This window comes from Pseudarthrobacter sp. J1763, assembly GCF_050490295.1.
In the GTDB taxonomy this organism is placed as follows: domain Bacteria; phylum Actinomycetota; class Actinomycetes; order Actinomycetales; family Micrococcaceae; genus JBNPEO01.
In genome coordinates, this window is record NZ_JBNPEN010000001.1 from 62904 (window position 1) to 76459 (window position 13556).

Annotated in this window: 9 protein-coding genes; 7 read left to right on the forward strand and 2 right to left on the reverse strand. The window is 59.7% G+C overall.

Annotated features, from left to right (window positions below; genetic code table 11):
• Positions 1-137 precede the first annotated feature (137 nt).
• Both ACQQCD_RS00360 and coaA read right to left on the reverse strand, forming a co-directional pair.
• On the reverse strand, positions 138-998 hold the full coding sequence (locus ACQQCD_RS00360) for a M15 family metallopeptidase (protein ID WP_430266405.1): 861 nt from the start codon (positions 996-998) through the stop codon (positions 138-140).
• 8 nt (positions 999-1006) lie between these two features.
• Positions 1007-1972 (reverse strand): type I pantothenate kinase, encoded by a 966-nt coding sequence (gene coaA / locus ACQQCD_RS00365; protein ID WP_430266406.1) that lies wholly within the window; start codon positions 1970-1972, stop codon positions 1007-1009.
• A gap of 95 nt (positions 1973-2067) precedes the next feature.
• Between coaA and glmS the strand changes: the two genes are divergently transcribed.
• The 7 genes from glmS to mgrA all read left to right on the forward strand — a co-directional run bounded on the left by glmS (position 2068) and on the right by mgrA (position 13470).
• Positions 2068-3960 carry a glutamine--fructose-6-phosphate transaminase (isomerizing) gene (gene glmS, locus ACQQCD_RS00370; RefSeq protein ID WP_430266407.1) on the forward strand — a complete coding sequence of 631 codons (1893 nt, stop codon included), beginning with the start codon at positions 2068-2070 and terminating at the stop codon, positions 3958-3960.
• Positions 3961-3964: 4 nt separating this feature from the next.
• Positions 3965-4312 carry a holo-ACP synthase gene (locus ACQQCD_RS00375; protein WP_430266408.1) on the forward strand — a complete coding sequence of 116 codons (348 nt, stop codon included), beginning with the start codon at positions 3965-3967 and terminating at the stop codon, positions 4310-4312.
• Positions 4313-4334: 22 nt separating this feature from the next.
• Positions 4335-5966, forward strand: a complete 1632-nt coding sequence (locus ACQQCD_RS00380) for an NAD(P)H-hydrate dehydratase (RefSeq protein WP_430266409.1) — start codon at positions 4335-4337, stop codon at positions 5964-5966.
• Positions 5967-6109: 143 nt separating this feature from the next.
• Positions 6110-8308: a glycogen debranching protein GlgX gene (gene glgX, locus ACQQCD_RS00385; RefSeq protein WP_430266410.1), complete on the forward strand. Its 2199-nt coding sequence runs from the start codon at positions 6110-6112 to the stop codon at positions 8306-8308.
• Positions 8305-10629 carry a malto-oligosyltrehalose synthase gene (gene treY, locus ACQQCD_RS00390; RefSeq protein ID WP_430266411.1) on the forward strand — a complete coding sequence of 775 codons (2325 nt, stop codon included), beginning with the start codon at positions 8305-8307 and terminating at the stop codon, positions 10627-10629. The genes glgX and treY overlap by 4 nt, the downstream gene beginning before the upstream one ends.
• A gap of 8 nt (positions 10630-10637) precedes the next feature.
• A complete protein-coding gene (gene treZ / locus ACQQCD_RS00395) occupies positions 10638-12449 on the forward strand; it encodes a malto-oligosyltrehalose trehalohydrolase (RefSeq protein WP_430266412.1) in 1812 nt (603 codons plus the stop codon).
• Positions 12450-12453: 4 nt separating this feature from the next.
• On the forward strand, positions 12454-13470 hold the full coding sequence (gene mgrA, locus ACQQCD_RS00400; protein WP_430266413.1) for an L-glyceraldehyde 3-phosphate reductase: 1017 nt from the start codon (positions 12454-12456) through the stop codon (positions 13468-13470).
• Positions 13471-13556 lie beyond the last annotated feature (86 nt).

A 13556-nucleotide genomic window follows, 5' to 3' on the forward strand; every position in this document is an offset into this window, starting at 1 on the left:
TTGACCAAATTACCCCAGCACAGTGAACAATCAAGGACATTGGGCCACTTCAACGTGAACGTGTCGGGAACAAGTTGTCACCGTCAACCGTTGAGGCACAGCACCATCATGGGATGAACCGCGTCCCCGATGCGGATTTAGAGGTACCCGGGGGCCGCAGGCAATCCCAGATATTGCTCGAAAGTTTCTATTTTGTGTGACGCCATATAGCTGGCAGCTTCCACACCGATAAACCGTAGGTGCCACGGTTCGTAGTAGTACCCGGTGATGGGGTGCAGCATCCAGGGATACCGGACAATAAAGCCGAATCGGTGGGCGTTGGCCTTGGCCCAGATGGCGGCTGGTTGGTATTGGAAGTCAGGAGTAAAGGACGCCGCACCGCTGCCGTCGGTGATGTCAAAGGACCAGCCCGACTGGTGCTCTGAATATCCAGGCCGCGCAGATGCAGTGTCCGCGTCCGCCTGGCCGCGAGAGGAAACGTAACCGCCGTAGAGGCTCTGTTGCGAAGCATAGGAACGGTAACCGCTGGCCAAAACCATGGTTACACCCTCGGCCGCAGCGGCGCCGAACATGGCTTCGGCAGCACTTGCCGTCGTCGAATTGATCATTCCCAGCTCGCCGCTGGCAACGGGCTGGACATTTGGACGTACTAGATCAGCCGGAGCGAAAGTGAGCGGTTTAAGCGGGCGCTGTTTATTGACCACTACCCATTGGCTCGTGGGATCGGTGAGCGAAAACTTTCGACGCGCGGACGCCGCTGGCGCGGCGGCCGGCAAGTCTGACGCTGAGGTGGGTGCCGCCGTCGTAGTTTCTGAAGCTTGAGTAGCTGCAGCATCCGGCGCGGTAGCTCTGGAAGCCGCGCTAGGTGAGGCGGGCACAGGTGAGCTTGGTGCAGGCGATTGGGCAGTAGGGGAACCCGGTGTGCACGCGGCCAATAGTCCGGCGCTCGTTGCCGCTAAGGAAGCGTGAATGAGCGCGCGTCGTGTGAGGCTGTCCACGATGAAAATTAGACCTTCCGCAACAACATACGCCGAATGGAGTGGTCAGAATCTTTGGTAAGCACCAATTGCGCGCGGCCACGAGTGGGCCGGACGTTTTCTTCGAGGTTGGGCTCGTTGATGGTTTTCCAAATATTTCGGGCCGTGGATTCGGCTTCTTCATCGTTCAATGACGCGTACTGATGGAAGTACGACTCCGGCTGAGCGAAAGCCGTGGACCGCAATTTACGGAAACGGTCCACATACCACTCTTCGATATACGACGTTTTTGCATCAACGTAAATGGAGAAATCGAAGAAGTCGCTCACCGCAAGACCCTGCCTACCGTCCGAACGCGGGCGTGCGGGCGCCAAAACATTAAGCCCCTCAACGATTAAAACGTCAGGACGGCGAACCACAACTTGGCGGTCCGGGACAATGTCATAGGTGACGTGTGAGTACCAGGGGGCCGTAACTTCCTCTGCGCCGCCTTTGATTTCGCTCACAAAGCGCAACAGCGCCCGGCGGTCATAGGACTCAGGAAAGCCCTTTCTGCTGAGTAAATTCCGGCGTCGCAACTCAGCAAGGGGGTAGAGGAAACCATCTGTGGTGACCAACTCAACGTTGGGTGTGCCGGGCCAACGCCGCAGCATTTCCCGCAGCACACGAGCGATGGTGGATTTACCTACGGCTACGGAACCGGCCACCCCAATCACAAAGGGGGTGCGCTCAGTCTGCTCACCCAAAAACGTTGTAGTTGCTGAGTGCAAACTGCCCGCAGCCTCTACATATAGGTGAAGTAGGCGTGAGAGAGGGAGGTAAACTTCGCGAACTTCTTTGAGATCCAGGGGGTCGCCAAGACCACGAAGCCGAACAATATCCTCTTGGTTAAGCGGTTGCTCCATTTGGGCCGCCAACCGGGACCAGGTTTGGCGATCTAGTTCGACGAAGGGGGAGGAACCCTCGCCATGGGCCTCGTTCCGGTGCAAAGTCACCTAAGAGATTCTGCCCTCCCGGGGCCTGAGAGCGAAATGTGATCCAGGCAATAGATCCCACGTCCCTTGACTAAGCATGCAGTTACTCTAGGTACATGTGCGGAATTGTGGGATACACCGGCCGAGTAGCCGGCATGGAAAACAAAAGTCATAAAGCCCTCGATGTAGTCCTCGAAGGACTGCGTAGGCTCGAATACCGCGGGTACGATTCCGCCGGTGTAGCAGTGATTGCCGATGGCACCATTGAGTCGCGTAAAAAGAGTGGCAAGCTCGCCAATCTTTTGGCAGAACTCGAAGCTGCTCCGATGCCCGAGGCTGTCACCGGCATTGGCCACACTCGCTGGGCGACTCACGGTGGACCCACAGATCAGAACGCCCACCCGCACCTGGCGGACGGCGGCAAGCTCGCTATGATCCACAACGGCATCATTGAAAACTTCGCCGAAATTAAGCTTGAGCTCACCCAAGCCGGAGCAACGTTCCTCTCCGAGACAGACACCGAAGTTGCAGCCGCGCTCCTTGGCAACATCTACCGTCAGATCGTTCAGCCCGGCAAAGAAGCAGAAGCCCTCACCGAGGCTATGCGCAAGGCCTGCCAGCGGCTTGAAGGAGCCTTTACACTCCTCGCCGTCCATGCCGACGCACCTGACCTGGTAGTCGCAGCACGTCGCAACTCACCTCTTGTGGTGGGACTTGGTGACGGCGAAAACTTCCTGGGCTCAGACGTCTCGGGCTTTATTGACTACACGCGCCGTGCAGTTGAACTGGGCCAGGACCAGATCGTCTCGATCACCCCTGACTCAGTAGAAATCACAGACTTCTTTGGCAACCCGGCTGAGGGCAAGGAATACACGGTCAACTGGGACCCGGCTTCCGCCGAGAAGGATGGCTTCCCGTCCTTTATGGAGAAGGAAATCCACGATCAGCCTGACGCCGTGGCTAAGACCCTTTTGGGCCGCTCGGACCTCGACGGCAACCTGATCTTGGACGAACTTCGTATTGACCCCGAAGAGCTCAAGAAGGTCAACAAGATCATCGTGTTGGCTTGTGGTACCTCCGCTTACGCCGGCCAGGTAGCCAAGTACGCCATCGAGCACTGGTGCCGGATCCCCACCGAAGTGGAGCTCTCCCACGAATTCCGGTACCGCGATCCGATCGTTGACGCGAACACTCTGATCGTTTCCATCAGCCAGTCCGGTGAGACCATGGATACCCTGATGGCAGTCCGTTACGCCCGCGAACAGGGCGCAAAAACGGTTTCCATCTGTAACACCAACGGCTCCACCATCCCGCGCGAATCTGACGCCGTGTTATACACACACGCCGGCCCGGAAATTGCTGTGGCTTCCACCAAGGCATTCTTGGCTCAAATCACGGCTGCTTACCTCTTGGGTCTGTACTTGGCTCAATTGCGTGGCAACAAGTTCAAGGGTGAAATCCGCGACATCCTCGCAGACCTGAACAAGATCCCGGCCAAGATTCAGAACATCTTGGACAACGAATCAGTGATCCAGGATCTGGGTCGCGAAATGGCCGAGGCCAAGTCGGTTCTGTTCTTGGGCCGCCACGTTGGGTTCCCGGTAGCTATGGAAGGCGCACTCAAGCTCAAGGAGCTCGCCTACATTCACGCTGAAGGCTTTGCTGCAGGCGAGCTCAAGCACGGTCCTATTGCCTTGATCGAAGAGGGCCAACCGGTCTTTGTGGTTGTTCCTTCACCGCGTGGACGTGACTCGCTGCACGCCAAGGTAGTTTCCAACATTCAGGAAGTCCGCGCTCGCGGTGCCAAGACCATCGTGATCGCTGAAGAAGGCGACGAAGCGGTCAAGGCCTACGCCGAGTACGTTTTCTACGTGCCGGAGACCCCCACCTTGTTGGCACCGTTGTTGACCACCGTTCCGTTGCAGATTTTCGCGGCAGCGTTGGCCACAGCGAAGGGCTACGACGTCGATCAGCCGCGTAACCTCGCCAAGAGCGTCACCGTAGAATAAGCCCATGATTGTTGGCGTTGGTGTAGACGTAGTAGACATTGAGCGGTTCGGCCGGCAGCTGGAGCGCACTCCAGGTCTGCGGGACAGACTTTTTGTTCCGGCAGAGCGAGAGCTCAACACACGATCTCTTGCGGCCCGGTTCGCTGCCAAAGAGGCAGTGGCCAAGGTCCTTGGCGCTCCAGCCGGTATGAACTGGCAGGACTGCTGGATTGGCCTCGACGAGCACGGTCCCACCGTTCAGGTCAAGGACACGGTGCTCGCAGTGGCTGACGCCAAGGGCATCAAACGCTGGCACTTATCCATGAGTCACGACGGCGGGATCGCCACAGCCATGGTGGTGGCCGAGTCCTAGGCTCGGCTTCCACAACAACGCCATGATTAGCGCCCATTCCGGAGCCCAGATTCGCGAGGCAGAACGCCCGCTACTGGACTCCGGGATGGGCGCTGTTCTTATGAGCCGGGCCTCCTATGGCCTAGCTTCCGCCATTGTGTCTGAGCTGCGTTCCCGCGGCGAACGGCTTTATGGCTGCTCGGTCACTGTTCTAGCTGGCAAGGGCAACAATGGCGGGGACGGGCTTTTCGCCGCCGCTCTGTTAGCGCGCCGGGGAATGCGTACGACGGCGGTACTCACCGCAGCTGTAGCTCACGCTGAGGCGCTGGGCGCCTTTGAACGGGCCGGCGGCAGAGTGCTCCGCCTAGCCGAGAACAACATGTCCGAAGCCGTCCACGCTGCCTGCTCCGCCGTCGTTCTAATCGACGCTGTGCTGGGCACCGGGGCTATTGGTGGGCTCCGCGGCTCTGCGGCGGAGCTGGTCCATCGCATCAGCGAGGGGCGCTGGACGGGGGAGCAGCGCCTAACTAGGGTGCGTCCCGGCTTAGTGGTGGCGTGCGACCTGCCCAGTGGTGTTGATGCGGACACCGGTCAGTTGCATTCGCCCGTGCTGGGTGCAGACCTCACTGTCACCTTTGGCGCCGCAAAAATCGGCCTATTGTGCGATCCCGGAGCCGGGGCCGCCGGGCATGTTGAAACAGTAAAAATTGGCATCGAACAAGGGTTACCCACTGCAGAACTGCGTCGGCTCGAAACTGCAGACCTCGCTGCGCTTTTGCCAGCTCCGTCCCGGCGGGCCCACAAATACAGCCGTGGCGTCCTTGGAATTGTGGCTGGCTCCGCCGAATACCCCGGTGCAGGAGTCTTAGCTTGCCAGGCTGCGCTCGCTGCGGGGGCGGGAATGATCCGATATCTCGGCCCGCCGGAGGTAGGTGCGTTAGTCCAACAATCCTGCCCTGAAGTGGTGCTTGGTCATCCGGACGTTGCGCAGAATCACGTACAGGCCTGGCTGGTAGGCCCCGGGGTCAGCGGGGACGAACAACTTGACCGTTGTGCCGCAGCCTTGGAGACTGACGTTCCAGTGGTGGTAGACGCTGCCGCCCTGCCCAAACTCCCCAAGGACCTGACACCAAATGTGGTTCTGACCCCACACGCCGGCGAACTAGCCGCCATTTTCACCCACCGTGGGCTGGAAATCAGCCGAGAACAAGTGGAAGCTGGAACCTTTGAAGCCGCACAGCACGCGGCTGGACTCTTTGGAGCAACGGTGTTGCTCAAAGGGGCAGCTACCGTTATTGCGACGCCCGCCGGAAGTAACTTCAGCCAGAGCGAAGGAACCTCCTGGCTGGGAACGGCGGGCAGCGGGGACGTGCTGGCCGGAATTCTGGGTGCCTTGTTGGCACAGTTGGGCCACAACAACGAACAGGTACTCGAAGACTTTGCAGGCCACGGGATCGAAGCTAGCGATACCTGGGCGGCGATTGCCTCCATGGCGGCCAGCCTTCATGGGCGCGCCGGACGTATTGCTGCAGGAGTCGGCGTCGGACGTTCTAGAAACTCTAGTGCGGGACCTGGACGCGTTGAACTCCACGGTGGTGCCCCGCTACACGCCACGGACATCGTCAAGGCCGTCCCAGAAGCATGGCGCGACATCCTCAACGAATCCACGCTGTAACGAACAAGAGCTAGTCACACAAATGTCACTTGCACTGGTTAGTGTGGAGGCAGAACCGCAGCCGCGCGGTGCTGCTGCGCACCGGGATGTGGTGGCGGGGTCATGATTTATCAACGCTGCGGTTAAACAACAAGGGAGCAAAAATGGAAATCTGGCCCGGAACGGCATATCCGCTGGGAGCCACCTTTGACGGAACCGGCACCAACTTTGCCTTGTTTAGTGAGCACGCCGAGAAAGTAGAGCTGTGCCTGATCGCGGCAGATGGGTCCGAAGAACGGATCGAATTGCGTGAAGTGGACGGCTACGTATGGCACTGCTACCTCCCGCAGGTCCAGCCCGGGCAACTGTACGGCTACCGCGTCCACGGCCCCTACGATCCCGCCTCGGGAAACCGGTTCAACGCCAACAAGCTGCTCCTGGACCCCTACGCGAAAGCCGTTCACGGTCAGATTGACTGGGACCCGGCACTGTTTTCTTACAACTTGGGAGACCCGAGTTCACGGAACGATGCCGACTCGGCACCGCACATGATGCTCGGTGTGGTGATCAACCCGTTCTTCGAATGGTCAGGGGACCAGCAGCTCCGCATTCCGTACCACAAGTCAGTAATTTACGAGGCTCATGTGAAGGGCCTCACCCAATTGCACCCTGAGGTTCCCGAGGATCAACGTGGAACCTACGCTGGTGTGGCTCACCCCTCGGTGATCGCGCACTTGCAGAAGCTGGGGATCACAGCAATTGAGCTGATGCCGGTTCACCAGTTCGTCAATGACGGCACCCTTCAGGACAAGGGGCTGAGTAACTACTGGGGGTACAACACCATCGGTTTCTTTGCCCCGCACAACAGCTACAGCTCCACGGGGGACACCGGCCAGCAGGTTCAGGACTTCAAAGCCATGGTGCGCTCCCTGCATAAGGCCGGCATCGAAGTCATCTTGGACGTGGTCTACAACCACACCGCCGAGGGAAACCACCTTGGCCCCACGCTGTCCTTCAAAGGCATCGATAACGCCGCGTACTACCGGCTGACCGATGAAGACAAGCAGTACTACATGGACTACACGGGCACCGGTAACTCCCTCAACGTCCGCCAGCCGCACTCCTTGCAACTCTTGATGGACTCGCTGCGCTACTGGGTCACCGAGATGCACGTGGACGGTTTCCGCTTTGACCTGGCCTCCACTTTGGCCCGCGAGTTCTACGATGTGGACAAACTCTCCACCTTCTTTGAACTCATCCAGCAGGACCCGGTAGTTTCTCAGGTCAAGCTCATTGCCGAACCGTGGGACGTTGGCCCCGGCGGTTACCAAGTGGGTAACTTCCCGCCGCAATGGACGGAATGGAACGGCAAATACCGCGACACTGTCCGCGACTTCTGGCGGGGAGAACCGTCCACACTGGGCGAATTTGCCTCCCGTATCACCGGTTCGGCTGACCTCTACGAGCACTCCGGCCGCCGTCCCGTCGCCTCGATCAACTTCGTCACCGCCCACGATGGGTTTACGCTTGCTGACCTAGTTTCCTATAACGAGAAACACAATGAAGCCAACGGCGAGGGAAATAACGACGGCGAATCCCACAACCGTTCGTGGAACTGCGGAGCGGAGGGGCCTACTGAGGACCCTGCCGTCCTTGCGCTGCGAGCTCGCCAACAACGCAACTTCTTAGCCACCACTTTGCTCTCGCAGGGTGTGCCCATGGTGTTGCACGGTGATGAGTTGGGCCGCACCCAACAGGGAAACAACAACGGTTACTGCCAAGACTCAGAACTGACCTGGATCAACTGGGAAACTCAGGACCAACCGCTCGTGGAATTTACCGCAGCAGTTACCACGCTCCGCGCTAAGCACCCCACATTCCGCCGTAGCCGCTTCTTTGATGGCCGGCCCGTGTCCCGTGGTGAAGGCGAACCTTTGCCGGACATTGTCTGGCTGGACGTTGATGCCAGTCCCATGAAACCCGAGGACTGGGATAGTGGCTTTGGCCGTTCCGTAGGCGTTTTCCTCAACGGGGACGGCATTCATGGCCGCGATTCACGGGGACGTCGAATTACGGACGTGAACTTCCTGCTCTTTTTCAACGCCCATGACGACACCGTTGAATTCACCATCCCTGCGGACGAATACGCATCAGAGTGGGACATGGTCATCGACACGGCGGGTGAGGGAGCTGACTCCGGGCCCGTTGCCGCCGGAGCTAAGGTCCCGGTTCATGCCAAAGCCATGGTGGTCCTTCGAGCTCACACCGAGCCCGTGTCCGAAGCCGGCCACACGGTGGCGGCATCACTAGCAGCACTGTCCAACGCCGCGGCGAACGACGAAGAAGGAGACACCGGGGCATGAGAGTTCCAGCCTCCACCTACCGGCTCCAGATCCGCCCAGGATTCACTCTGCAGAACGCTGCAGGAATTGTCCCGTATCTGGCTTCGTTGGGGGTGGACTGGCTGTACCTCTCGCCCCTGCTGACCGCTGAACGCGGATCGGACCACGGCTATGACGTCACTGATCCTTCCTCCGTGGACATCGCCCGCGGCGGCCCCGAAGGGTTGGCTGCAGTGGCGGCTGCCGCGCGCGACGCCGGCTTGGGGATCCTTGTGGACATTGTCCCTAACCACATGGGGGTGGCTTCTCCGGCGCAGAATCCGTGGTGGTATTCGCTCCTCAAGGAGGGCCAGCAGTCACGCTACGCCGAAGCGTTCGACGTCGACTGGGACTTTGCCGGCGGAAAAATTCGGATACCGGTCCTCGGTAGCGACGACGATCTGGACAAACTCGAGATCTATGCAGGGGAGCTCCACTACTACGGACACCGTTTCCCGCTTGCCGAGGGTAGCTGGCATGAAGGCGATGACCCGCAAAAGGTTCTCGGCCGCCAGCACTACGAGCTGGTGGACTGGCGCCGGGCGGACAATGAGCTGAATTACCGGCGCTTCTTCGCGGTGAACACCCTCGCCGGGATTCGGGTTGAAATTCCGTGGGTCTTTGACGAGTCCCACGCGGAGATTCTGCGTTGGGTTCGTGAAGGACTGGTTGACGGGTTGCGTATTGACCATCCGGATGGCCTGGCTGATCCGGTGGGGTACCTGCACCGTCTCAAAGAAGCCAGCGGAGGCGCGTACATTCTGGTGGAGAAAATCCTCGAACCCGGTGAGCACCTTCCCGCTGACTTTGAATGTGAGGGAACCACCGGATACGACGCCTTGGCGGACGTAGACAGGCTCTTTGTTGATCCAGCTGGGAAAACTCCGCTCTCACGGTTGGATACAAGGCTCCGCTCCGGCCGTGCAGCCGACTACGAAGACATGATCCACGGCACCAAACGAGACATGGAAGACGGGATCCTTCATTCGGAGATATTGCGTCTGGCGCGTTTGGTGCCCGAATCTGCTGGCCTAGCTAAGACACAAGCAAGCGAGGCGCTCGCCGAAATCATCGCTAACTTCCCTGTGTACCGTACGTACCTGCCCGAAGGCGCTGCCGTCCTCAAAGATGCAGTGGTTTCCGCAGCCGAAAACAAGCCAGAACTGGCAGACTCCATCACCTCGCTTCTGCCCCTCTTGGAGGATGTGGAATCGGAACTGGGGCGGCGTTTCCAGCAAACGTCCGGCATGGTGATGGCCAAGGGCGTCGAGGACACCGCGTTCTACCGTTACACCCGTCTAGGGACCCTTACGGAGGTTGGCGCAGACCCTACAGAGTTCGCCTTGGCCCCCGAGGAATTTCACTCGCGGATGGCAGCGCGCCAACAGCATATTCCCCTGTCCATGACCACGCTGACCACTCATGACACTAAACGCAGCGAAGACACTCGGGCACGTATTTCGGTGATTTCTGAGATGGTTCCTGAGTGGTCAGCCACGCTGACTCGTTTGCGCTCGCTGGCTCCGCTGCCTGACGGTCCACTCGCTGCACTGTTGTGGCAAGCCATTGCCGGTGCCTGGCCGGCAGGGCGCGAACGTCTGCGCGCGTACGCAGAAAAAGCTGCACGCGAAGCGGGCAGTTCCACCACGTGGACGGACCCAGATGAAGAGTTTGAAGCCAAGCTTCTCGCCGCCGTAGACGCTGTTTTTGACGATCCAGAAGTGCGGAGCGAACTGACTGGTTTTGTGGCGCGTATTCAGCCGCACGGGGCTTCGAACGCGCTCTCTGCCAAACTCGTGCAACTCACCATGCCGGGTGTTCCGGACGTGTACCAGGGCACCGAATTCTGGGACCGTTCACTCGCTGATCCGGACAACCGCCGCAGTGTGGACTTTGCACGCCGTGCTGCGCTATTGGCAGATCTCGACGACGGCGTGCTCCCGGCTTCGTTTGTGGAAGAGTCAGCAAAGCTCCTTGTCACTTCCCGTGCACTCCGCTTGCGCCGCGACCGGCCTGAGCTGTTCGCCGGGTACTGGCCGCTGACGGCTACTGGCCCGGCAGCGAAGCATCTGATCGCCTTCGGTCGGGGCAGTAGTGAGGAGAGTGTTGGCGCTATGACTCTCGCCACTCGCTTGCCGTACGGTTTGGAGGCCGACGGCGGTTGGCGAGACACCGCCGTCGAACTGCCGGTGGCGATGCGGGATGAACTGACCGGCGTGACGCACGGGCCAGGCAGCGTTGAAGTGGGGGGTATTTTGCGTATCTACCCGGTGGCACTGCTGATTCCTGCTGACGAATCATAGGAGGCACTATGACTGCAAGCACCGTGACTGGGAACACTACGACTGGAGCTGCTGTGACAGGCAACAAACGATTCGATCTTTGGGCACCGAAGCTTCAGGCACCGGTCCTGGTAGCCGACGGCGCCAAATACGCTATGACGGCGGCAGCGGGTGGATGGTGGACAGCGCCTGATGCACCTAAAGATGGCGAGGCTGATTACGGCTATCTGCCGGACGCAAACGCCCAGACGCCACTGCCAGACCCACGTTCTCGCCGCCAACCGGCAGGTGTACATAACCTGTCGCGCACCTTCGACTCGGGAGCGCACAACTGGCGAGACGCCGCTTGGCGTGGCAAGGCGCTCGCCGGCTCAGTGATTTACGAACTCCACGTGGGCACGTTTACCCCTGAAGGGACCCTCGAAGCAGCAGCCACGCGCCTCGATTACCTGGCCGGGCTCGGCATCGACTTCGTGGAACTCCTGCCCGTCAACGCGTTCAACGGAACCCACAATTGGGGTTATGACGGTGTGCTGTGGTTCGCCGTGCAGGAAGAATACGGCGGACCGGCTGCCTACCAACGCTTTGTGGACGCGGCCCATGCAGCCGGGGTGGGCGTCATTCAAGATGTGGTCTACAACCACCTCGGGCCCAGTGGCAACTATCTTCCCGTCTATGGCCCGTACCTGAAATCCGGCGAAGGCAACACCTGGGGCGACTCGGTTAATCTCGACGGGCCAGGTTCTGACGAGGTGCGCCGCTACATCCTGGACAACGCCGCAATGTGGCTGCGCGACTACCACGTGGACGGGCTCCGGCTCGATGCAGTCCACGCCTTCAAGGACGAACGTGCCATCACACTCCTCGAAGAATTCGGCGAACTTGGGGCCACCATTGCTGCCGAGACTGGGATCGAACGGACAATGATCGCCGAATCGGACCTCAACGACCCGCGCCTGCTCTACCCACGCGCCGCAAACGGCTTTGGACTCACGGGCCAATGGAGCGACGACTTCCACCACGCAGTCCACGTCACCGTCAGTGGAGAAACCACCGGCTACTACGCCGACTTCGACTCCGTCGAGGTGCTCGCCAAGGTTCTCAAGGGCGGCTTCTTTCATGACGGCAGCTACTCAAGCTTCCGCTTCCGGCACCATGGGCGGCCCATAAACCCAGCGCTGGCACACCCGGCAGCGCTGGTGGTCTGCAACCAGAACCATGACCAGATCGGCAACCGAGCTACGGGGGACAGGCTGGCGCAATCACTTGCCTACCCGCGGCTAGCCCTCGCCGCAGTGCTGACCCTCACCTCACCGTTTACACCCATGCTTTTTATGGGTGAAGAGTTCGGCGCCACCACCCCTTGGCAGTTCTTCACCTCCCACCCCGAACCGGAACTCGGCCGCGCAACGGCGGAAGGACGCATTCGCGAGTTTGAACGCATGGGCTGGGACCCCGCCGTCGTGCCCGATCCGCAAGACCCCCAAACCTTCCTCCGCTCCAAATTGGATTGGGCCCAAGCCATCGCCGACGGCGACCACGCGCGCCTCTCGGAGCTATATCGCGGACTCATTGCGCTCCGCCGTGAGAATCCTGAGCTGTGGCAACTAGGCTTCGAACACACCACAGTTGATTACGACGACGGCGCACGCTGGTTGTGGTTCGAACGCGGTCCGGTGCGGGTGGTGCTGAACTTTTCCGCGGAGACGCTGCGACTCCCCACAGACAACGAGTCAGACAAAGGGATCCTCTTGCTCGCGACCCAAGACGGTGTGGTGAGCGGAGAAAATGACGTTTCTGTGCCGCCGTTCACCGCGGCCGTGCTTCGACTGGCAGGATAGCTGTATGACTTATTCTGCAGCGGAAACCCGCTACGACTCCATGCCTTACCGTCGGCTAGGCCACAGCGGACTCAAATTGCCAGCAGTGTCGCTCGGCCTATGGCACAACTTCGGTGACGACAAACGCTTCGACGTCCAGCGCGACGTCTTGCGCCGTGCCTTCGACCTCGGCGTGACCCACTTTGACCTCGCCAACAACTACGGCCCGCCCGCTGGCTCAGCGGAAACAAACTTTGGGCGTCACCTTGCCGACGACTTCCGCCCGTACCGCGACGAGCTCATCATCTCCACCAAAGCCGGCTACCACATGTGGAACGGTCCGTACGGGGAGTGGGGATCCCGGAAGAACCTGCTCTCGAGCTTGGATCAGTCCTTGGGCCGTATGGGTTTGGACTACGTTGACGTCTTCTACAGCCATCGCTTTGACCCAGAGACCCCGCTCGAAGAAACCATGGGTGCCCTCGACTCGGCTGTCCGCTCCGGCAAGGCCCTCTACGTCGGAATCTCAAACTACTCGGCGGAACAGACAGTCCAGGCGGTCAAGATCCTTCGTGAATTGGGCACACCGTTGTTGATCAATCAGCCGAACTACAACATCTTCTCCCGTTGGGTAGAGGAGGGCGAGCCCAGCCTGCTGCAAGTTCTTGACCAAGAAGGCGTTGGCTCAATCGCCTACTCGCCGCTTGCCCAGGGCGTTCTCACCGACAGGTACCTCAAGGGTGTGCCGTCCGACTCACGGGCCGCGCTGGGGCACTTCCTCAAGGAAAGCCAACTCACCGAAGCCAAAATGGATGCCGTTCGGGGGCTCAACGAGCTGGCGCAAAAGCGTAGTCAGTCGCTGGCCCAAATGGCCCTTTCTTGGATCCTGCGCGAACAGCCCGAAGGTTCGGCATCCATCACCTCGGCACTCATTGGTGCTTCAAGCGTTGAGCAGCTTGAAAACAACCTCGCAGCAGTTAATAACTTGGAATTCTCAACTGCCGAGCTTGAAGCGATCAACACCCTGTCGAAGGCCGTATAGTAACTGTCTATAGGAATTGAGGAGCGCGTCCGGGAACAAAAGTAGCTCCCGGACGCGTTCAATACTTCGGTAGACTGCTACGGTGC